General features: G+C 68.4%; 19 protein-coding genes. 6 read left to right on the plus strand and 13 right to left on the minus strand.

Annotation, left to right across the window (positions count from 1 at the left end; genetic code table 11):
* Positions 1 to 9: 9 nt before the first annotated feature.
* On the minus strand, positions 10 to 822 hold the full coding sequence (locus tag DBO33_RS10260; protein WP_107654815.1) for a class I SAM-dependent methyltransferase: 813 nt from the start codon (positions 820 to 822) through the stop codon (positions 10 to 12).
* 71 nt (positions 823 to 893) lie between these two features.
* Between DBO33_RS10260 and DBO33_RS10265 the strand changes: the two genes are divergently transcribed.
* A complete protein-coding gene (locus DBO33_RS10265; RefSeq protein WP_107654816.1) occupies positions 894 to 1,484 on the plus strand; it encodes a TetR/AcrR family transcriptional regulator in 591 nt (196 codons plus the stop codon).
* On the opposite strand, the gene DBO33_RS10270 is transcribed toward DBO33_RS10265, so the two are convergent.
* Both DBO33_RS10270 and DBO33_RS10275 read right to left on the minus strand, forming a co-directional pair.
* On the minus strand, positions 1,481 to 2,575 hold the full coding sequence (locus DBO33_RS10270) for a methyltransferase (RefSeq protein WP_199856574.1): 1,095 nt from the start codon (positions 2,573 to 2,575) through the stop codon (positions 1,481 to 1,483). The genes DBO33_RS10265 and DBO33_RS10270 overlap by 4 nt on opposite strands.
* Before the next feature lie 241 nt (positions 2,576 to 2,816).
* Positions 2,817 to 5,381, minus strand: a complete 2,565-nt coding sequence (locus DBO33_RS10275) for a cytochrome P450 (RefSeq protein ID WP_107654818.1) — start codon at positions 5,379 to 5,381, stop codon at positions 2,817 to 2,819.
* Positions 5,382 to 5,477: 96 nt separating this feature from the next.
* Between DBO33_RS10275 and DBO33_RS10280 the strand changes: the two genes are divergently transcribed.
* From DBO33_RS10280 to DBO33_RS10290, 3 genes are all read left to right on the plus strand, one after another.
* On the plus strand, positions 5,478 to 6,758 hold the full coding sequence (locus DBO33_RS10280) for a glycosyltransferase (RefSeq protein WP_107654819.1): 1,281 nt from the start codon (positions 5,478 to 5,480) through the stop codon (positions 6,756 to 6,758).
* A gap of 25 nt (positions 6,759 to 6,783) precedes the next feature.
* Positions 6,784 to 7,551 (plus strand): ABC transporter permease, encoded by a 768-nt coding sequence (locus tag DBO33_RS10285; protein ID WP_234390767.1) that lies wholly within the window; start codon positions 6,784 to 6,786, stop codon positions 7,549 to 7,551.
* Between the two features lie 69 nt (positions 7,552 to 7,620).
* Entirely contained in the window at positions 7,621 to 8,502 is an 882-nt protein-coding gene (locus DBO33_RS10290) for an alpha/beta fold hydrolase (protein ID WP_159080194.1), read from the plus strand.
* 4 nt (positions 8,503 to 8,506) lie between these two features.
* Here the strand turns inward: DBO33_RS10290 and DBO33_RS10295 are convergent, their stop codons facing one another.
* The 9 genes from DBO33_RS10295 to ligD all read right to left on the minus strand — a co-directional run bounded on the left by DBO33_RS10295 (position 8,507) and on the right by ligD (position 17,025).
* The gene (locus DBO33_RS10295; protein WP_234390768.1) at positions 8,507 to 9,337 is read right to left on the minus strand and encodes a MerR family transcriptional regulator; all 831 of its coding nucleotides are present in this window, start codon (positions 9,335 to 9,337) and stop codon (positions 8,507 to 8,509) included.
* A gap of 42 nt (positions 9,338 to 9,379) precedes the next feature.
* The gene (locus DBO33_RS10300) at positions 9,380 to 10,885 is read right to left on the minus strand and encodes a flavin-containing monooxygenase (protein ID WP_107654822.1); all 1,506 of its coding nucleotides are present in this window, start codon (positions 10,883 to 10,885) and stop codon (positions 9,380 to 9,382) included.
* 5 nt (positions 10,886 to 10,890) lie between these two features.
* Positions 10,891 to 11,811 carry a reductase gene (locus DBO33_RS10305; RefSeq protein WP_107660140.1) on the minus strand — a complete coding sequence of 307 codons (921 nt, stop codon included), beginning with the start codon at positions 11,809 to 11,811 and terminating at the stop codon, positions 10,891 to 10,893.
* 7 nt (positions 11,812 to 11,818) lie between these two features.
* A complete protein-coding gene (locus DBO33_RS10310; RefSeq protein ID WP_107654823.1) occupies positions 11,819 to 12,724 on the minus strand; it encodes an SDR family NAD(P)-dependent oxidoreductase in 906 nt (301 codons plus the stop codon).
* 2 nt (positions 12,725 to 12,726) lie between these two features.
* On the minus strand, positions 12,727 to 13,755 hold the full coding sequence (locus tag DBO33_RS10315) for an alpha/beta hydrolase (protein WP_107654824.1): 1,029 nt from the start codon (positions 13,753 to 13,755) through the stop codon (positions 12,727 to 12,729).
* Between the two features lie 153 nt (positions 13,756 to 13,908).
* Positions 13,909 to 14,328, minus strand: coding sequence for a hypothetical protein (locus DBO33_RS10320; RefSeq protein WP_107654825.1), 420 nt, complete (start codon positions 14,326 to 14,328; stop codon positions 13,909 to 13,911).
* 49 nt (positions 14,329 to 14,377) lie between these two features.
* Positions 14,378 to 14,734: a nuclear transport factor 2 family protein gene (locus tag DBO33_RS10325; RefSeq protein WP_107654826.1), complete on the minus strand. Its 357-nt coding sequence runs from the start codon at positions 14,732 to 14,734 to the stop codon at positions 14,378 to 14,380.
* 143 nt (positions 14,735 to 14,877) lie between these two features.
* Positions 14,878 to 15,828 carry a D-isomer specific 2-hydroxyacid dehydrogenase family protein gene (locus tag DBO33_RS10330; RefSeq protein ID WP_107654827.1) on the minus strand — a complete coding sequence of 317 codons (951 nt, stop codon included), beginning with the start codon at positions 15,826 to 15,828 and terminating at the stop codon, positions 14,878 to 14,880.
* Between the two features lie 222 nt (positions 15,829 to 16,050).
* Positions 16,051 to 17,025, minus strand: coding sequence for a non-homologous end-joining DNA ligase (gene ligD, locus DBO33_RS10335; RefSeq protein ID WP_107654828.1), 975 nt, complete (start codon positions 17,023 to 17,025; stop codon positions 16,051 to 16,053).
* A 141-nt stretch (positions 17,026 to 17,166) separates the two neighbouring features.
* Between ligD and DBO33_RS10340 the strand changes: the two genes are divergently transcribed.
* Together DBO33_RS10340 and DBO33_RS10345 are read left to right on the plus strand one after the other, a co-directional pair.
* Positions 17,167 to 17,415, plus strand: a complete 249-nt coding sequence (locus DBO33_RS10340; RefSeq protein ID WP_107654829.1) for a DUF6364 family protein — start codon at positions 17,167 to 17,169, stop codon at positions 17,413 to 17,415.
* Positions 17,412 to 17,720, plus strand: coding sequence for a hypothetical protein (locus tag DBO33_RS10345; RefSeq protein WP_234390769.1), 309 nt, complete (start codon positions 17,412 to 17,414; stop codon positions 17,718 to 17,720). Before DBO33_RS10340 ends, DBO33_RS10345 begins: the two co-directional genes overlap by 4 nt.
* 81 nt (positions 17,721 to 17,801) lie before the next feature.
* Here DBO33_RS10345 and DBO33_RS10350 read toward each other — a convergent pair whose 3' ends face one another.
* The gene (locus tag DBO33_RS10350) at positions 17,802 to 19,925 is read right to left on the minus strand and encodes a RecQ family ATP-dependent DNA helicase (protein ID WP_107660142.1); all 2,124 of its coding nucleotides are present in this window, start codon (positions 19,923 to 19,925) and stop codon (positions 17,802 to 17,804) included.
* Between the last annotated feature and the right edge of the window lie 87 nt (positions 19,926 to 20,012).

The raw sequence follows: 20,012 nt of genomic DNA on the forward strand, positions 1-20,012 counted from the left end.
GACGGGTCGTCAGGTGGCGATCCGCGCCGCGGTGACCATGATGGCCGTGTACTGCACGAGGAAGCTGCCGCCCACCGCGTCGACGGCGGCACCGAGGCCGGCCAGTACCTCGTCCAGCACGGACTGGGGGAGACGGGTGGTGGCGCCGGTGGTCGCTGAGAAATCCAGCCACTCTTCACGGGTGTACCGCTGCTGCCAGTCGAATTGCTGCCGCTGCGGCTCGCCGAAGGCGCCGGACTCGCGAATGCCGTCGGCCGCTTTGTCGCACATCGCCGCGTACATCGCGACGGGAGATGTCGCGGGCATGCGCGAGAACGGGGAGTCGGGGACCGCACCGCGGTAGACCTCGGCGAAGGTCTCCGCGAGTTCGGGCGGTGGCTGACTTACGTTCCAGAACAAGGCAAGCCGGCCGCCCGGCCGTAGCACCTCGGCCGCCTTGGCCGCGCCGGCGACGGGGTCCACCCAGTGCCACGCCTGCCCGGAGACGACGGTGTCGAAGGTTCGCCCGGCGGGGTCCCAGGCCTCGAAGGTGGCCACTTCGACCTCGGTGCCGTGGCGGCGCGCGAATTCGGCCATCCGTTCGTCGGGTTCGACGCCGAGCACGGTACAACCGGCGGCCCGGCATTGCCGGGCGACGATGCCGGTGCCGACCCCGACGTCGAGGAATTCGCGTCCCGGGCTCGCGGCGACGATCGTTTGCACCAGCGCGTCGGGATAGCGGGGCCGGGACCGGTCGTAGCGGTCGGTGTCCACGCCGAACGACTCGGCAATCTCGCGGGCCTGATGGGACTCCGGGGGTGTTGGCGACGGTAAGGTGGGCATGTGCCCACTATAAGTGGGCACATGCCCACTCTTCAACTGTTTCGGGCTGGACGACAAGGGAGAAGTACACAGTGCCAACCGGAGTGGCCATGCGCGACGTACGCGACCAGTTGTTCGACGCCGCCGAGCGCATCCTGCTGCGGGACGGGCCGAGCGCGCTGACCAGCAGGGCGGTCACCACCGAGGCAAGCTGCGCCAAGGGGGTGCTGCACCGGCACTTCACCGACTTCGACGCCTTTCTGGCCGAGCTCGTGCTGGATCGCATCGCGCGGATCGACCAGCAGGCGGTCGCGCTGCGCGAAGCCGCGGGAACCGGCACCGTCGTCGGCAATCTCAGCGGCGCGTTGACCCAGCTGTTCGGGACGGTCGCCGTGTCGATCGTCAGCCTCGTCACCTTCCGGGACGAGTTACGCGCCAGGTTGCGTCAGTCCAGGCCGACAGGCGTTCCGCTGCTGGCGGAGGCGACCGCGATGATCGCCGACTACCTCGACGCCGAGCGCGAACATGGCCGCGTCGTGGCCGAGGCCGACGTGGAAGTGTTGGCGCCCACGCTGATCGGGGCGGGGCATCTGCTGTTCGCCGACCGGACCGGCACACCGCCGACCGCCGAAGCCGTCAGCAAGGTCGTGACGACGGTCATCGCGGCGGCACTGGCGCCTTAGGCGGGTTCGGCCTCGAGAATGTTGTCCGGTGACACCGTCGGGATCACGCGCGTCAGCTTGAAACCGAAGCGCGCCAGGAACACCCGGTACTCGTCGGCGGTCCGTTCGCGCCCGCCGGTATTCACCAGCATCTCGAGATCGATGAACTTGCCGGGATGCGGGCGAGTGTGCTCGGGGACGACGAGCTCGATGATCAGCAGGCGGGCATCGGGTTTCATCGCCGCGCGAACCGTCGTGAGGATCCGTCCCGCGTCCTCCTCAGCCCAGTCGTGCAGGATGTGCTTGAGCAGGTAGGCGTCGCCACCCTGCGGTACGGCGTCGAAGAAGGAGCCGGCCTCGATCGCGCAGCGGTCGGTCAGTCCGAGCTCGGCCAGCCGGCTCGGCGCCGACTCCAGCACCTCCGGCAGGTCGAAGAGGATGCCCGTGGATCGTGGTGCGCGACGCAGGATTTCGGTGATCAGCGCGCCCTCGCCGCCGCCGACATCGACCAGGGTGTCGAAGGTGCCGAAGTCGTAGGCCGCGAGCAAGGGGGTGAGCGCTAAGCTGCCGATGCTGGTCATCGCGTTGTCGAACAGCGTGCCGAGCTCACGATCGACCCGTGCGTGCTCGAAGAACGACATGCCGTGCAGCGCTTCGCCGACCGGCTTGCCGGTGCGGACCGCGTCGACCAGATGCGACCAATTGTCCCGGTGGATCGGCGAACCGAAGAATAGGGCGGCGTCGCGCAGCGTGACGCCGGTGTCCCGTTGCAGCGCCTTGGCCATCGAGGTGAGGGCGTACCTACCGTCCCGGCGCCTGGTGAAAATGCCGTGGCTGATGAGCAATCGCAGCAATCGATGCAGCGCGTCCTCATCGGCTCCGACGGCCTCGGCCAGCTCCGCGCCGCTGCGTGGCCCGTCCGCCAGCGCATCGGCGATGCCGAGTTCGGCGGCGGCGTGGATCGCCTGCGTCAACCATCCGGCGGCCAGCAGTTCCATCACCGCCAGCTGCCCCGGCACCAGCTTGCGATAGGCGACGGACAAACCGTTGCGCACCAGCTCGACAGCCCGAACCAGCACTGGCGGTGGCATTCTCGGGTGGTCGCGTGCCATGGGAGTCTCCATCCGCTCGACGGTCCGCACTATGCCACCAAGCAGCGTACGGGCCTGTCGCTCGTCATGGGCCGGACCGGCGGCCACCCATCGACGCGGTCGGCGTGGTCAGAATCGCCAGCGGGTCGCGCCGCGCGGTTCCACCGTGGCGAGCGCCATCGCGGTCTCGGTGTGAGGTCGAAGTCGTGCGTGACGATACGGCCGCGCGGAACTCATCGGCCTTCGACGCGCTGCGCGGGGTTCACGGCCGGGTATGCAGGACCACCGGCAACCGCGATGGCGCGGCGACGAAATCACGGTTCGATGGTTTCACCTGATAGCCCGGGTCGGCGACCGGCTGCCAGCGGGCGAAGAGGGCGGCGGTGGCGAGGGTGATGGTCATCAGGGCGAAGTTGTTGCCCGGGCAGTGCCTGCTGCCGACGCCGAACGGCAGGATCGCTTTCTTGTCGATCTCCTCGACGCGACCGGGGAACCAGCGGTCCGGGTCGAAGGTTTCCGGGCTGGGGTAGTAGTGCGGGTTGTGGTGAATCATGTACGGGCTGAACACCACCATGGCGCCGTCGGGCAGCGTGGTATCGCCCAGCGTGACCGGTCCGTCCGCGGTGTGCGTGCTGACCCACGGGCCCCAGAACCGCAGCGTCTCCAGGATGACCAGCCGCAGATACGGCAGTTCCGCGACATGGTCGGGGGTGACCGGGCCCGCGCCGACGAAATCATCGAGCTCGCGGCGTAATTCGGCGGTGATCTCCGGATTGCGCATGATCTCGTGCCACACCCAGCCCAGGATCGAGGCGGTCGAGCCGACGCCGGCGGCGAGCATGAGCAGCAGCTCGTCGATGATCTCCTCGTCCGACAGGCGCGTACCGGTCTCCGGGTCGATGTGCCGGACCAGCGCGGAGAGCACATCGTGGAAATCGCGGTCGGCGCGGCGATATTCGGCGACCACGGCGCCGATCTCCGCACGCAGCCGACGGGACTTGGCGGTGAACCGGCGATTGGCGATGACGCGCCGGCGGCGCACCGGCGGCGGCAACGCGGCGCGCTGGATCACCTGGCCAAGTAGCCACGGGATGTTCTGCTGGACTTCGCGTTTCGCGTCCGCACCGAACTCTGCGGTGAACAGGGTCGAGGAGATCGTGTCCAGGACGAGGCGGTGGGCCTCGTCCACCAGGTTCAACGGCTGTCCGGGGGGTAGCGAGGCCGACCATGCATTCGCGAGATCGGCGGCGACTACCGCGTATTCGGTCAACCGGCGCTGCCGCAGCGCGGGGGCGATCATCCGGCGGCGCAGTTCGTGTGGTTTGCCGCTGAGCACATTGGACGCGCCGCGAATGACCTCCTGGATCGCGTCGCGCAGCTCCTCGCGATGGAACTCGCCCGCCTCGCCGAAACCCACCGCACGGATGAGGTCCGGGGTGGTGAGCACGTAGGCCGGTCGCGGGCCCAGATAGATCCGGACGATCGGGGCGATCTCGGCCAGCGACGTCACGAACTTCAGTCCGTCACGCAGCGCGACCACACTGTGACCGAGTAGGGGTAGTCGCCCCGGCGCGGTGGGTACATTCGGAACAGGCTGCGGCATGGTTTGTTTCGCACCTCCGACCAGATCGGCGTATATCGCGACAATCGCCTCGGTGAGGCGCGATTGCCGCGCGGAGTCGGCGTGATCGGCGAGGATCTTGCGCATCGGCGCCAATTGTTCCGGGTCGTCGGCGAGTTCGCACAGCGCGTCGGCGATCGCGGCCACCGACGGGTTGCGGGTACCGACACCGCCGCCGTCGGGCACCGTCTCGGCCAGATCCGGATCGCAGTAGACCACCGGCAGCCGCATGGCCACCGCCTCCAGCAAGGCCATGCCCTGCGTATCGAAACCCGAAGAGGGAAAAAGCAATACGTCGTGCGTCGCCATTGCGGCCAGGCACTGCGCCTGACTGACCGCACCGTGCAGCCGCACCCGGTCGCTCAGCCCGCCCGCGTCGATCGCCGCCCGCGCACGCTCCCACAGCTCGCCGGTGCCATAGATATCGAACTCGCAGTTCTCGACCAGCCGCACCGCCTCGATCGCCTCGAGCAGCCGTTTCTCCCCGGAAAGTCTGGCGCACCACAGGATTCGCAATGACCCGGTCCGTACCGGGCCGGACTCCGGCACCGAAGTCTGTGCGGCGTCGAGCAGCTCGTCATCGATGCCGTTGGAGATCACCCGAATCGGCCGGGCCAGTCCATGCGCCAGGATGCGCTCGGCAAAATGCTCGGTCGGCACGATCACCCGATCGGCGGCCTGGGCCTGAGCGACCATGGTGCGCCAGGCATGCCGCGCCGCCCGGGATTCGTCGTTGCGCGGCAAACGCCCCCGATGGGAGACGAAGCGGCCGTGCAACGCCCGCATGGTGAGCGCGGACAGGTACGGGACCGGCGAGGTGTTGGCGATGAAGACGTCGTCGCGGCTGTGCACGGTGTGCACCACGGGCAGGCCGTGTCGCCGGGCCGCGCGCAGCCCGGCGATGGCGACGCCGTAGGTGGTCTGGGTGTGCACGACGTCGATCGGGCCGCGCTCGGCGAACGCCGCGTCGATGGCCCGATTGTTCGCCGGCGTCGGCAGCACCATGGCGAAACCGTTCACCACGACGCCCCCGAGTGCGGAAAGGACCACCAGGTCCGGGTCCGGTTCGGTAGATTCCGGCGTGGGCGCGGTGAACACGGTGACGCGGTGGCCGAGCCGCTCGAGCCCGCGACGCTGGGCATGTACCGAGGTCTGGATCCCGCCGAGAGTCGCGGGATGGAAGTCCGTGAACAGCGCGACGTGCATGGGACCACGGTACGGACATGTGCGCCGCGCGGGATGCTGGAAAAACGACGAGTCGCGACAAGCGCGGGCGATGGCCCGCCGGGTACAGGAGCTGGCATGAGAGTGGCGATTCCGTTGACGGGCACCCGCGGCGACGTGCAACCCGCGGTGGCGCTCGGGCTGGAGCTGCGCAGGCGCGGCCACGACGTCCTGGTCGGCGCGCCGCCGAACCTCGTCGACTTCGCCACCCGCACCGGCCTGGCCGCCGTCAGCTGCGGACCGGACGTGCAGCAGCTCTACTCGTCCGACGAGGGCCAGCAGGCGCTGGCCGCGGGCAGCAGCTTCCGGCTGATGCAGCTGGTCGGCAAGCAGATGGCCGACTACGCCGAGCAGATGAACCGCGAGGTGATCGACGTCTGCGCGGGCGCGGACGTGATCGTGGCGACGATGCTCACCGAGGACCGGGCCGCGTCGGTCGCCGAGGCGATGCGGGTGCCGATGGTCTCGCTGCACGGCTTTCCGTGCCGGAAGAACTCCGCGTATCCGTTCCCCGGTTCGCTGCCGCCGGCCTGGCACCCGCCCGCCGTGGTGAACCGCGCCACCTGGTTGCTCGCCGAGAACCTGCGCCGCGTCGTCTTCATGCGCTACCTCAACCAGCTGCGCAAGGAACTCGGCCTGCCGCGCACCACCGCCGCGCCGGCCGACATGCTCGCGCGTGCGGGCGTGCCCGAGGTGCAGATCTACGACCGTGCCCTGGTGCCCGGCCTGGCCGAGGAGTGGGGCGAGCGCAGGCCGCTCGTCGGCTTCCTGCCGCTGGAGCGGACCGCCAGGGAGGCGCTCGGCGAGCTGGCCGCCGATCACGGGGAGGTGATCGCCTGGATCGCGGAGGGTGATCCGCCGGTGTACTTCGGTTTCGGCAGCATGCCGATCCGGGACACGCACGCCGTGCTCGCCATCGTCGAGGAGGTGTGCGAACGGCTGGGTATCCGCGGTTTGGTGAGTGCGGGCTGGAGCGATCTGGCCGCCGCCGACGCCGAAACCGGCAAGCAGGTCAAGGTGGTCGGCCCGGTCGCGCACGACATCGTCTTCCCGGTGTGTGCCGCCGCCGTGCACCACGGCGGCATCGGCACCACCTTCGAGAGCCTGCGCGCCGGGCTGCCGACGCTGGTCTGTTCGGTGTCGTTCGACCAGCCGATGTGGGGCGCGCAGGTCGAACGGCTCGGTGTCGGTGCGCATCTGAGCTTCCGCAAACTCGACCGGGAGCGGCTGGAAGCAGGAGTGCGCACACTGCTGGACCAGGGGACCGCGCAGCGGGCGAAAAACCTTGCCGGAGAGCTGCAATCGCACGCGGACGCGACGCCGCGCACCGCCGACATCGTCGAGGCTACGGCCGGGTGAGCAGGCTGACCGCCGGCGGGGCGGGATGAGCGGACCGGCGCTCGCTTGCGCGGATTGCGCCGTCATGTTCCGGCGCGCGGTGCGGCATACGCTGCGTAGCCGAGACACGCTGCTGATCTCGCTGTTGTTGCCGCTGCTGATCATGCTGTTGTTCGTGTACGTGTTCGGTGGCGCGATACAGGTGGACGAGCCCTACATCGACTATGTGATTCCCGGAATCATCCTGCTGTGCACGGGATTCGGCGCCTCGATAACTGCCACGGCGGTGGCGACCGATCTACGCACCGGCGCGGTGGACCGATTCCGGACCTTGCCGATCTTTCGGCAGGCACTGCTGGCCGGGCATGTGGGGGAGGGGGTCGTGCGCAACATGCTCGCTGTCGCCGTGGTGCTCGTGGTCGGGGTGGCCCTCGGCTTCCGTTCGCACGCAGGGTTTTTCGGGTGGCTCGGCGCGCTCGCGGTGATCGTCCTCTTCGTGCACGCGATCACCTGGATCGCGGTCGCGCTGGGCCTGCTCGCGCAAAACCCGGAGGCCGCAGGCGGATTCACCTACGCCATCATGTTCATCCCCTACGTCAGCAGCGCCTTCGTGCCGACCGCCACCATGCCGTCCTGGTTGCGCGGCTTCGCCGAGTATCAGCCCGCGACTCCGGTGATCGACACGCTCCGTGGCTTGCTCATCGGCGGTGAATGGCACAGCAGCGCAGCACTCGCGGTGCTGTGGTCCGTAGGACTCGCTGTGGTCGGCTATGCCTGCGCCGCAGTGCTTTTCGCTCGTCGGTCGCGAGTGTGAATCCTTTTTGGTGGTATGTCCGTACCATTTATATGGTACGTTGATATCACCAACACGGGAGGGGCGATCATGCCGAAGATCGGACGGTTCACCAGCGACGAGGCGCAGGCCACCTACCTGCGAAGCTACGACGCGATGGCGGCCCGGTGGCCGGTGCCGTCGACAGAGCTCGACATCGAAACATCGTTCGGGACAACACGAGTGCGTCGGTCGGGGTTCGGAGATGGTGTCCCGTTGCTGCTACTGCCGGGTATGTCGGGCAACGGCTTGGTGTGGGGCCCGTTCATCGAGGACCTGGCCCGCGACCGCATAGTGTACACCACCGATGTCATGGGCTGGGCGGGCCGCTGCGTGCAGACCGCGCCGATGCGCGACGAGACCGATATCGCCCGCTGGGCCGGCGAGGTAATCGACGGACTCGGTGCGGATCGCGTCCACCTCGCGGGCTACTCGCTCGGCGCGTGGCTGGCAGCTGTTATCGCTGCCCAGCATTCCGATCGGCTGGCGAGTCTGAGCCTGCTGGAGCCGACTCCGGCCATCTTCGGCAGGCCGCCCTGGCGGGTGCTGCGGAAGTTCATCGCCGCGGGCTTCCGCCCCACTCGGGAGAAGATGCAGAAGCTCAATGCTTGGCTCCAGCCGAGAATTCAGTTCACCGAGGAAGAATGGGAGATGATTCTGGCGGGCGTGAAGTTCCGGATGGCGCTGCCGTGGCCGCGCCCGCTCACCGACGAACGGCTGGCCGCGATCACCGCACCGGTGCTGGCCCTCTACGGAGCCGAGTCGGTCATCCATGATCCCGAGGCCGCGGCGGATAACGTGCGACGGCATTTTCCCGCGGCCGATATCGAGACATATCCCGGCGTCGGGCACGACATGCTGTGGGCGATTCCGGATCAGGTGATCTCGCGTTTGCTGGATTTCGCCGGAAAGCACGACTCGGTCCAGGTCTGAACCGTCAGGACGGGGTGTCCGGGCGCGAATCCGTCTTGGCGCGTTCGCGTTCGGCGGCGGTGGCGAGGTAGTCGCCGAGTTCCCGGCGCAGGGTGACGTCGAGCGAGCGGGCCAGCGTCGAGTGCACCGAGGCGACGGCCAGCTCGCGCATCTTGCTCAACATCGTTGTGGTGTCGGCGATTTCGCTGCTGGTCTCGGGGAGCCAGCCCGCGCCGTGCTCATCGATGATGTGCTGCTTGGCGGCGGTGATCATGATGTGGGTGATGTCGTCGATCCGGGCGGCGACCTCGGCGTAGATCTCGATGAGGGTGCGCAACTCCAGGCCGTACTCGTGCAGTTCGGCGAACGAGGTGAGCAGCTGGGTCTCGGTGAACACCACGGTGTCACCTTCCAACCGGACCAGGTTCATCTCGCGCAGCCGGTCGACCAGCTCGTCGGCCTCCGCGCCGAGGATGGTGCCGATCAGCTCGCGCGGCACCTCGAAGGTTTCGTCCTTCGCCCACGACGCGGTGACCGCGTGCTGCAAGCCGAGCACCTCGGTGAGGTCCTTGCCGGTCTCCCAGCTGGTGATGAAGTCGCCGATGTGCGCGGTGGTGAAACCGCGTTGCAGCAGCGCGTCGATCAGCCGCAGTCGCTCGAGGTGCGAATTGTCGTAGATGCTGGCCCGGCCGTCCTTGCCGACGGGCGGGGGCAGCAGGCCGCGCTCCTGGTAGGCGCGCACATTGCGGGTGGTGGTGCCCGCGGCGCGCGCGAGGTCATCGATGCGGTACTCCATCGATTCCACCTCCTCGCCCACCTGTGCGCCGGGATGCCGGCGACCGAACAGCCCGGTCATTGATCGACCGAGTCTATCGCCAAGGCCGCCGGCACCGGTCATCTAGGAAACCGCCGCGATCCGGGGCTTGCGGGCGTTGCGGTCCGCGGCGACGACCGTGTAGTCGGCGAGGTCGACGGTGCGCAGCTGATTGACGTACTGGGTGGCGAAGCCCGGATACATGGTCGCGTTGAAACCGTCCTCGGTGAGGTACCAGCTGCGGCAGCCCGAGTTCCAGGTGGTGCCGGTCAGCCTGCGCTGCATGCCCGCGTTGTAGCGGTCCTGCCGGTCCTTCCGGACGTCGAGCACGCGCAGATCCTGCTCCAGGATGGTGCCGATGGCGCTGACCAGGTAGTCGATCTGGGCCTCCATGTACACCAGCGCCGAGTTGTGGCCGGGACCCGAATTCGGTCCGAAGGTGAAGAACAGGTTCGGATACCCGGACACCGCGACACTCTTGTAGGCGTACGCGCCGCGCGACCATTCGTCGGCCAGCACCCGGCCGTCCCGGCCGACGACCGGGATCGGGGTGCCCGTCTTGGATACGTCGAAGCCGGTGGCGAAGACGATGCAATCGGCTTGGTGCTCAATACCTTCCGCGGTGCGGATGCCGTTCTCGGACAGCCTCGCGATGGGCCAGGTGATCAGCTTGCAGTTGTCCCGTTGCAACGCGGGGTAGTAGTCGTCGGTCATCAGCAGTCGCTTGCAACCCGCCCGGAAATCCGGGGTGAGCTGGCGGCGCAGCCAGGGATCCTTGACCTGCCTGCGTAATTGGGCCCGCCCGACCAGTTCGACGACCCGGGTCAGCGGCGTGTTCCAGACGACGCCGAGCGCGACCGACTCGTGCCCGTAGAACCAGGCCTGCCGGGCGAGCTGTTCGGCGGCGGGCACCCGGCGGTAGAGCTCCTTGGTCACCGCGTTGGTGCGCCGGTTGACCCGCGGCAGCACCCAGCCCGGCGTGCGCTGAAAGACTTTGACCGAAGCGGCTTTATCGACCAGCTCCGGAATGATCTGCACCGCGCTCGCGCCGGTGCCGACCACCGCGACCTTCTTGCCGGTGAAGTCGTAGTCGTGATCCCAACGGGCACTGTGGATCTTGTGCCCCGCGTAATCCTCGATGCCGCGAATGTTCGGAAAGCTGACATTGGCCAGCGGTCCCGAGGCGAGCACCACGGCGCGGGCCCGCACGGGCTCGCTGCGGTCGTCGATGGTGATCTCCCACAGTCCGGCGGGCTCGTCGAAGGCGATGCCGGACACGTTGTGGCCGAACCGGAAATGCGGTCCGAGACCGAACTCGGCCGCCATCGTCTCGATATAACCGAGGATCTCATTGCTGCCCGAGTAGGTGTGCGACCAGTCCGGGTTCGGCGCGAAGCTGTAGGAGTACAGCCGCGACGGAATGTCGCAGGCCGCACCGGGATAGGTGTTGTCGCGCCAGGTGCCGCCGATCGCGTCGCCGCGCTCGAAGATGGCGAAACTGTCGATCCCCTTCTGTTTCAGGCGAATCGCGCTGCCGATACCGGCGAACCCGCCGCCGATGATGGCGACGTCCAAGGTCTTGTTGCTCATCTGCCTCACGCCGCCGGCTCGTAGGTGACTTCCTTGACCCAGGTCGGGTCCCTGCGCAGCAGCGCCTTCGGCACCCTGGCGGTGATCTTCACCAGCGCGTCGGCGAACAGGTGGTACGGGTGGCCGCGGTCGATCACCCATCCGCCCTGCATCTTCACCAGCTGATACATCGGCAGCCTGCGCGCGAACTCGCTGCGCTCGCCGACATTGGCGTAGCGCTTGAGCGCCGAGTACAGCTTCTCCTCGTCGACGCCCATCTCGACGATGTTGTCGCGCATCTTGTTCAGCAGCGGCACGTAGCTCAGCACACCGATGATCAGCGACGGCTTCAGCCAGCCGCCGACGAGGTCGGTGGCGAGTTTGCGGATATGGGCGTGACCGAGCACGTCCATCACCGCGAAATCGACGGCCAGATGCCGGGATTCGTCGTTGTTGATCTTCTTGAAGACGTCCTGGCAGACCGGGTCGTGGATCTCGTCCATGATGAACTTGACCAGCGCGCCGTCCAGCGCGACCTCGAGCATCGGAATCACGGTGCCCAGGAACGACAGCGACATGCCGTCGGCGTACTTGTCCAGGAAGTCGATCACCAGCTTGACGTTCACATTCGGCTGCGGGATCTCGTCACCGTCGAGCATGCCCCAGCGCCGCATCAGCGCCAGTTCGGCATTGGCGTGCCGCTGCTCCTCGGCATGGAAGTAGCGGTAGATCTCGCGCAGTGTCTCGGTGGGCGCCTTCTTCGCCATGGCGGCGAAGCCGCGCGCGCCGACGTTCTCGATCCACATCAGGTCGGCCATGAACGGCTTGAGCTTGGCGTGCAGTTCGGGCGAGATCGTCTCGGCGCCCGGTGCGTCCCAGTCGATATCGGCCAGCGCCCACTGCCGGTCTTTGATCTTGGCGAGCATGTCGTCGAAGTCCATCGTGATGGCCATGTCAGACTCCTGTCTTGTCGGTGACCGAGCTGCGGTCGGTGGCGGGGGAGTTGTCCTGGGGCAGCACCCGATCCAGGAGGCCGAGGACGTAGGTGTACTGGGCGGGGAAGTAGCGCTTGAGCCGCCAGACAACGTGCGCGTCCAGCTGGGGCAGCACATACAGCTGCCCACGATCGTGGGCGTCGAGGGTGTTGCGGGCGACGTGTTCGGGCGTGAAGCCGGTCCAGCGCATCAGGGTGTCGGCCAGCCGGGCCGACTGCTGGGTGATCCGGCCGTCCTTGGCCACATTGGTTTTCACGAAGGTGGGGCACAGCACGGTGACCGCGACGCCGGTGCCGCTCAGCTCGGCCGCCATCGTCTCCGACAGCGACATCACCCCGGCCTTGGACACGTTGTAGACCGACATCGACGGTGCGGCGGCGAACCCGGCCGCGGAGGCGACGTTGATGATGCCGCCGCGCCGGGCGGCCCGCAGCTGCGGTGTGAAGACCTCACATCCGTGCACCACACCCCACAGATTGATGCCGAGCGCCCACTCCCAGTCCTCGAAGCCGACCTGGCCGACCCGCTTTCCGCCGATGCCGACGCCCGCGTTGTTGATGACCAGGCTGACCGGGCGCTCGAACAGCGATTCGGCAAAGCGCGCAAGGTTTTCCACATCCTCGCGCTGCGCCACATCGCAGCGGAACGCGTGCGCGGTGCCGCGATGTTTGCGTTCGATCAGCGCGACGGTCTCGTCGGCGCGGGCTTCATCGATGTCGGCGCAGATCACCTGCCCGCCGCGATCGGCGATCTCCAGCGCGAAGGCCCGGCCGATGCCGCTGCTCGCCCCGGTCACCACCGCTCGCGCACCGTAGCTGCGCCGTGGCCGATTGCCCAGGGGCAGCAGCTTTTCCAGTCCGAACATCGTCAGCTCACCTTCTCGGAGACAGTGCGGGCGGCCAGTGCGGTCCGCAGGAAGTCGGCCGCGCGGGCCAGGGCCTGATCGGCTTCGGGCACCAGCGTCGGCAGCGCCTGGAAGACGTGCACCTGGCCCGGCCACACCTCCAGCTCGCAGCTGCCGCCGGCGGCGCGCACCATTTCGCAGAGCGCTCGCGCATCGGCACTGAGCATTTCGGTGCCGCCGACCTGAATCAGCATGGGCGGCAGCGACATGCCCTCCGGCACGGTCAGCCGCAGTCGCGGGGTGTCGTCGGGCAGGCCCCGCGTGTAGGCGCGTGGCATGCGGCTCGCCGCCTTGGCGGAGATGAGCGGATCCCGTTGGCGCCGTTCTTGTTCGGCGGCCAGCTGCAAGGTGAGGTCGAACAGCGGGGAGAACATCACCACGGCCGCGGGCTGCGGGATGCGGCGGCGTTCGTTCTCGATGAGCAGGTCGAGCGCGAGGTGCCCGCCCGCCGAATCACCGGCGATCACCAGGTCGTCGGCGGTGTAGCCGCGGTCGAGCAGCCAGCGGTAGCCCGCCTCGACATCGTCGGCCGCCGCCGGGAAGCGGTGTTCCGGGGCGAGCCGGTAGTCGGTCAGGAAGACCGGGAGTCCGGTCTTGCGCGACAGCTGCGCGGCCAGCCCGCGGTGCGTGCGGGCGGAGCAGATGACGTAACCGCTGCCGTGGATGTAGTAGACGGCGCGCTTGCCGAAGGAGACGCCGGGCGCGCGGACCCATTCGCCGCGCACCGCCCCGGAGCGCACCGGGGTGACGGCGGTGCCGCGGGGCACCGGGCCGCCGACGGCCATGAAGGTGGCGACGAGCTTGCGGGCGAACCAGACTCCCGGGGCATTCATCGGCACCGCGTTGTTCAGCGGGCGCAACCCGAACTGCGTGGCCGCCGCGGCCAGGGTCGCCCGCGTGGAGGGTGCGGTGGGTACGCCTGTGCTTACCCACCCCGCCGGCTCCGCCGGCTGCCGACCCCGGAGGATCGAGGTCCTCGTTGACCTTGTCATGTGTTCAGAATCATCGATGAATGTGCCAGTTGTCAATGGCACATTTGTTGCAGGCTGATCGCGATAGGGTCTGACCTGCGACGACGACCGCGGCATCAGCTGGTGCGCTGGTGCCGCGGTCGACGGGGGCGGGGCTGTTCAGTTGTCGGATACTCACTGCGCTTTGCGCAGGCCCAGGTACTGCAGGGCGGCGAAACCGCCGACGGTGGCGGCCTGCATGACCGTCCAGATCGAGCCGACCAGATTCAGGTCGAGGGCGCCTGCGAGGAGGGCGGCGAGGCTGACCACGGTCCAGGCGGCGTTGCCTGCGATCACCACGCGGGTCGCCGCGGGGCTGATCGTCTGCCGGGTGCCGATGATCGCCACCGCCACGCCGTACAGCGTCAGGAAGATCCCGATCGGAATACCGAGCTCGGTGTTCAGGCCGAGCAGTGACTCCAGCGGTCCGGCGAGGGCGAGGTAGGCCAGGCCGTTGACGCCGGTGACCACGGCGTCCAAGCGGAGCGAGAGGCGAAGCAGCTGCGGGCCGGGGGCCATGACGGAGGACAGGTAGGACGGGGCGGTGGTGTTCATGACTGTGTTTTTCCTTCGGTGAATCAGTATGTGGCGGAGCAGGTTTCGATCAGGCGGCGGCGGGGACCTTGTCGAGGAAGCCGTACACGTTGGCGATGCGGCCGTCCGTGACCACGGCGACGTCGAAACCGACAACCACCGCGGGGGCGTCGGCGGGGCCGAGCTCCCAGGTGAAACGGACCTGGTCGTGGTGGGCGTCCACCGGGCCGGCCAACCGGAAGGTCCAACCGGGGAATTGTGCTTGCGCCGCGGCGATTCCGGCGTCGATGGCGTCGTGCCCGGCCACCGCCATCAGCGGGTCGGTGTAGCCGGCGGTCTCGGTGAACACCCGGGCGACGGCGGCCTTGCGGGCGGCGGCGTCGGTGGTGTTCCAGGCTTCCAGGTACTGGGCGACGATGGTGTCCATGATGAGCTCCTTCGGGGCTGTGATCTGCGGTTTCGCTGTCGTTCTTGCTGACAGGAACTACGTTATGGCCGCAGGGGGGTGCCCCGAATCAGTCATCTATAAGTACTTTTCGCCGCCGTATACGTATAGGCGGCGCGTGGGGATCAGTAGCCGCGATCCGGATCGATCGGAGCCAGCAGGTCTTTGCCCGCGACGAAGCGCTGCACGTTCGCGCCGACATGGTCGGCGAAGGCGGCCAGCCGCAACTGCGGCGGGTTCGAATCATGCGGCGTCACAATGGCATTCGGCAGCACCCAGAGCGGGTGGCCGTCCGGCAACGGTTCCGGGTCGGTGACGTCGAGACCGGCGCCGGCGATGGCGCCGGAGGCGAGCGCGGTAACTAAGGCGTCGGTGTCGACCAGACTGCCGCGGGCGATATTGATGACCCACGAGGACGGCTTCAACCTGGCGAGCACGTCAGCGTCGATGAGATGGTGCGTCGCGGGGGTGGCGGGAGCCGCGACGACGACATGATCGGTGCGGGGCCATACGCGGGAGAGGTGGTCGGTGGAGATCGTCTCGATCGTATCGGGGATGCCGGGGCCGGTGACCGGGCGGCCGGATCGGTTCACCGCGATCACCTGCGCACCCAGCGGGGTGAGCATGGGGATCAACGCCCGGCCGATACCGCCGGCGCCGACGATGGTGACCGTCTTGCCGCGCAGCGAACCGATGTGCGGGATGAAGTCCTGCTGCCGCCAGCTGGCCGCGCGTAGATGCTCGGGCAGATAACGCACTCCGGCCAGCAGCAGCATCAGCGCGTGCTCGGCCACGCTCGCGGCGAAAGCGCCTGCGGCGGAGGTGAATTGCACCTTCGGGTGGGCGGTGATGATGCCAGCGTTGAACCATTCCTCGACGCCGGCCGCGGGGAGTTGCACCCACTCGATCGTGCTCGGCAATTCGTCCGGGAACTGCCCGGGCGTGCCCGCCCAGATCAAGCCCTGCGCCTCGTTGAGGTCGGTTATCGTCGCGCCGCCGTCCACCACCGCCTTCGCCAGCAATGCGGGCGGCGGGTCGGCCGGTCCGATCGCTATCGCTACTGCCGGTCGGTTCATGGATGGACCTCCTTCGGAGCAGTACAGCGGGTTCACGCGGCGGCTATAGCAGCGCCCCAGCGACGTTATCACCGCCGCTGAGCCCCTCGCCGCGCCGCAGCGCAGAGGCCCCGCGAGGGTTCTCGGCCTCACTTACCGCGTGCACTGTTGCCTTCTGCCGACGAAGCCGCTGCTATCCGTAGCTAGCGGGGCTGTGCGCGCGGACGGTCAGATCGGCTGTGGCTAGTCCGCGTCGAGGTCGGTTTCCGCGTCCAGATCGGCGTCCACCTTGTCGCGATCCGCCCACTCCAGCAGCTGGTCGATCTCGAAGACGGCGTCGTCGATGCCCGCGTGCAGGTCGCCGAGTTCAGCGAAGCGGGCGGGCACGGTTTTCATGGTGAAGTCGCGCGGGTCGATATCGGGGATCTCGTCCCAGCGGATCGGCGTGGACACGGTGCCCGTCGGTACGCCGCGCACCGAGTAGGCGGCGGCGATGGTGTGGTCGCGGGCGTTCTGGTTGTAGTCGACGAACAGCAGCTCGGGGTCGCGGTCCTTGCGCCACCAGGTGGTGGTCACGTCGTCGGGTGCGCGGCGTTCCACCTCGCGCGCGAAGGCGAGCGCGGCGCGCCGCACCTCCTTGAAACCCCAGTTCGGTGCGATCCGGACATAGATGTGTAAACCGTTGCCGCCGGAGGTCTTCGGCCAGCCGACCGCGCCGAGTTCGTCGAGCACCTCCTGCGCGACACCGGCCACCCGCTGCACCCGTGACCACGGGCAGTCCGGCATCGGATCCAGATCGATGCGCCACTCGTCGGGGCACTCGGTGTCGGCGGCGCGGGAGTTCCACGGATGGAACTCGACCGTCGACATCTGCACGGCCCAGATGACGTCGGCCAGCTCGTGCACGCACAGCTCGTCGGCGTGCCTGCCGTAGCGGGGGAAGAAGACGCGCACCGTGGGAATCCAGTCCGGCGCGCCCGCGGGCAGCCGCTTCTGGTGCACCTTGTCCCCGGCGAGTCCCTTCGGGAAGCGGTGCAGCATGCACGGCCGGTCGCGCAGCGCGCGCACGATGCCGTCGCCGACGCTCAGGTAGTACTGCACCAGGTCGAGCTTGGTCGCGCCGGTCTCCGGGAAGTACACCCGGTCCGGGTTGGAAATGCGGATCGTGCGGTCGCCGACGTCGAGTTCGATGGCCGGCGACGCAGACTTGCTGGCCACGCGTCCGACGATAGTCGAAGCGGCATGGGCCGCGGGGGCGGAAAACGGGCCGCACACTGTGCAGCATCGTGGTATGCATGAGGGTATGAGCGGAGCGCGGCATGCAGATCATGCGGCGGCGAGCGCTGACGAGGTGGCGGCATGAGTAAAACGACGCGGGTGACCGTGACCCTGGATCCGCAGGTGGCCGAGTGGGCGAAGCAGGCCGCCGACCAGCAGAATCGCAGTCTCTCCTCGGTGATCAACGCCTCGCTGCGCACCGCGCTGGTGCACGACAGCCTGGCCAAGCTGGCCGTCGACGAGGCCGCCGAACAAGCCGCCGCCTACGACGACCTGACCATCGCCGAGGCGGCCGAAACCGACGCCCGCCGCAACCGCGGCGCGGCATGAGGCGCGGCGAAGTCTGGCGTTACTCCCCGGCACTGCGCGACGGCACCCCGCTGCCCCGGCGCATGTCGGTGGTGCTGGTCTCCGACTCGGCGGTGATCACCTCGCCGTACCGCTGGCTGCACGTCGTCCCGCTGCGCGACGCCGACCCCGGCCACGTCCTGGCCACCCACACCGAACACGGCTGGGCCGACACCCTCGAACTGCACCGCGCCTACCGCCCGTGGCTCACCGAACAACTCGGCGAACTCACCGTCGCCGAATCCGAATCCCTCGACGCCCGCCTGCGCGCCACCCTCAGTCTCTGATGTGCGTGTTCGCTGCCTGCGAACAACGACGGCGACCTCCAAGGATCACCCTGCCTGACGCTCGGCAATGACTCCAGCCGACTAGGTGACCGACGCGAGAGCGAACGGCAGAACGGCGTCCGCGCCCGCCTTGCGCAGTGCGTGTGCGGCGAGGGTGAGGGTCCATCCGGTGTCGGACAGTGCGTCCACCAACAGGATCGGGCCCTCGACGTCGGTGAGGTCGGGGACCTGCCAGGAGTCGAACAGGCCCGCGACGCGATGGGCGGAGTTGGCGGCGGACACCGGTGGGCGGTCCGGGCGGGTCGGCAGGGTGCCGAGGTCGTGCATGCGGCCCACCTCGGCGAGGCCCGCGGCGAGGGTGGCGGTCAGCACGGGGTAGCGCGGGGATTCGAGGGCCATCACCGCGGTCGGGCGAACGGCCCAATCCCAGTCGCGCAGTACGGCGATGCAGGCCTCGAAGACCTTCTCGGGGATGGGATCGTCGGGCCCGTCGAGCAGGGTGCGCAGGCGCTGACCCCAGCCGAGATCGGTGAGTCTGCCGAGCACCCGCCCGGTCTCCGCTCCGCCGGTGATCTTGCCGGACAACGGAACACCGAGCTTCGCCATGCCGGTGGGCCACTGCTTGCGCGGGCTCAGATCCAGACCCGGCCGGTCGAGCCGGGCCCGGGTGGCGGCGACCGCGTCGGCGTCCACCGTGACGTCGGGCCGGGTGCCGGTGCAGTTGTCGCAACGCCCGCAGCCGGGCGAATCAGTCTGTCCCGCAGGCAATCCGGGGTCATCGAGCTGACGACGCAGGAACTCCATCCGGCAGGCGCTGGTCGACTGGTAATCGATCATGGCCTGCTGCTCGACCTCGCGCGCCTCGGACAGTCGCTCGTAGCGTTCTGTGTCGTAGGTCCACGGCTGACCGGTGGAGATCCAGCCGCCGCGCACTCGGCGCACCGCACCGTCCACGTCGAGCACCTTCAGCACCATCTCCAACCGGGAGCGATTCAGCTCGACCAGTGGCTCCAGCGCGGCCGTGGACAACGCGCGGTCCGTGTCGAGTGCGTCGAGCACCGAGCGCACGATGTGCTCGCGCGGAAACGCAACGGAGGCAAAGTAACTCCAGATCCGCGCGTCCTCGGGTCCGGGTAGCAGCACCACCTCGGCCCGCTCGGTGGCGCGGCCCGCGCGACCGACCTGCTGGTAGTAGGCGATGGGGGAGGACGGCGCGCCGACGTGCACGACGAAGCCGAGGTCGGGCTTGTCGAACCCCATGCCGAGCGCCGAGGTGGCGATGAGCGCCTTCACCTCGTTGTTCAGCAGCGCCGCTTCCAGCGCCTCGCGTTCGGCGGGATCGGTCTGGCCGGTGTAGGCGGCGACGGTGTGCCCGTGCGAGTTCAGCACGTCGGCCAGATCGTGTGCGGCGGCGACGGTGAGGGTGTAGACGATGCCGGAGCCGGTCAGGCTGTGCAGGTGCCCGCTGAGCCAGGCGGTGCGTTCCACCGCGTCGTCGAAGCGCACCACCGCCAGGTGCAGCGACTCGCGGTCCAGCGTGCCGCGCAGCACCAGGGTGTCGGTGCCGATCTGGGTGGCGACGTCGGTGACCACCCGGTCGTTCGCGGTCGCGGTGGTGGCCAGCACCGGTACATCCGAGCCGAGATCGGCGATGAGTGTACGAATCCGCCGGTAGTCGGGCCGGAAGTCGTGGCCCCAGTCGGAGACGCAGTGCGCCTCATCGATCACCACGAGTCCGGCGTCGGCGGCGAGCTTCGGCAGCACCTGGTCGCGGAAGTCCGGATTGTTCAGTCGTTCCGGGCTGACCAGCAGCACGTCCACCTCGCCGGACGCGACCTGCGTATGGATCTCGTCCCATTCGGTGACATTGCCCGAATTGATGGTCGCGGCAACCACACCCGCCCGTTGCGCGGCGGCGACCTGGTTGCGCATCAGCGCCAGCAACGGCGACACGATGACGGTCGGCCCGCGGCCCGCCCCGCGCAACAGCTTGGCGGCGATGAAGTACACCGCCGACTTCCCCCAGCCGGTGCGCTGCACCACCAGCGCGCGGCGCCGCTGCACCACCAGCGCCTCGATCGCCGTCCACTGGTCCTCCCGTAGCCGAGCGGCCGGTCCGGCGAGTTCGCGCAGCAAATGTTCCGCGCGCTCGCGAAGGTCGGGTGCGGTGAGGTCGATCGCCGGGACATCGGTCGCCGTGGTCATGGGCTCCATCGTGCCCGACGGTACCGACACGAACCGTGCTCGTCCCGCGCGCCCGCCCCGACCGTGCATGTCGCGGTCGATACCGAT

This window comes from Nocardia suismassiliense (genome assembly GCF_900269665.1).
Taxonomy (GTDB): domain Bacteria; phylum Actinomycetota; class Actinomycetes; order Mycobacteriales; family Mycobacteriaceae; genus Nocardia; species Nocardia suismassiliense.

Bases quoted from the DNA above. Each gene is read 5' to 3' on its own strand.
- DBO33_RS10260 (WP_107654815.1), bottom strand. From the start codon at position 822: ATGCCCACCTTACCGTCGCCAACACCCCCGGAGTCCCATCAGGCCCGC.
- DBO33_RS10270 (WP_199856574.1), bottom strand. From the start codon at position 2,575: ATGGCACGCGACCACCCGAGAATGCCACCGCCAGTGCTGGTTCGGGCT.
- DBO33_RS10275 (WP_107654818.1), bottom strand. From the start codon at position 5,381: ATGCACGTCGCGCTGTTCACGGACTTCCATCCCGCGACTCTCGGCGGG.
- DBO33_RS10280 (WP_107654819.1), top strand. From the start codon at position 5,478: ATGAGAGTGGCGATTCCGTTGACGGGCACCCGCGGCGACGTGCAACCC.
- DBO33_RS10285 (WP_234390767.1), top strand. From the start codon at position 6,784: ATGAGCGGACCGGCGCTCGCTTGCGCGGATTGCGCCGTCATGTTCCGG.
- DBO33_RS10290 (WP_159080194.1), top strand. From the start codon at position 7,621: ATGCCGAAGATCGGACGGTTCACCAGCGACGAGGCGCAGGCCACCTAC.
- DBO33_RS10295 (WP_234390768.1), bottom strand. From the start codon at position 9,337: ATGACCGGGCTGTTCGGTCGCCGGCATCCCGGCGCACAGGTGGGCGAG.
- DBO33_RS10300 (WP_107654822.1), bottom strand. From the start codon at position 10,885: ATGAGCAACAAGACCTTGGACGTCGCCATCATCGGCGGCGGGTTCGCC.
- DBO33_RS10310 (WP_107654823.1), bottom strand. From the start codon at position 12,724: ATGTTCGGACTGGAAAAGCTGCTGCCCCTGGGCAATCGGCCACGGCGC.
- DBO33_RS10315 (WP_107654824.1), bottom strand. From the start codon at position 13,755: ATGACAAGGTCAACGAGGACCTCGATCCTCCGGGGTCGGCAGCCGGCG.
- DBO33_RS10320 (WP_107654825.1), bottom strand. From the start codon at position 14,328: ATGAACACCACCGCCCCGTCCTACCTGTCCTCCGTCATGGCCCCCGGC.
- DBO33_RS10325 (WP_107654826.1), bottom strand. From the start codon at position 14,734: ATGGACACCATCGTCGCCCAGTACCTGGAAGCCTGGAACACCACCGAC.
- DBO33_RS10330 (WP_107654827.1), bottom strand. From the start codon at position 15,828: ATGAACCGACCGGCAGTAGCGATAGCGATCGGACCGGCCGACCCGCCG.
- DBO33_RS10340 (WP_107654829.1), top strand. From the start codon at position 17,167: ATGAGTAAAACGACGCGGGTGACCGTGACCCTGGATCCGCAGGTGGCC.
- DBO33_RS10345 (WP_234390769.1), top strand. From the start codon at position 17,412: ATGAGGCGCGGCGAAGTCTGGCGTTACTCCCCGGCACTGCGCGACGGC.
- DBO33_RS10350 (WP_107660142.1), bottom strand. From the start codon at position 19,925: ATGACCACGGCGACCGATGTCCCGGCGATCGACCTCACCGCACCCGAC.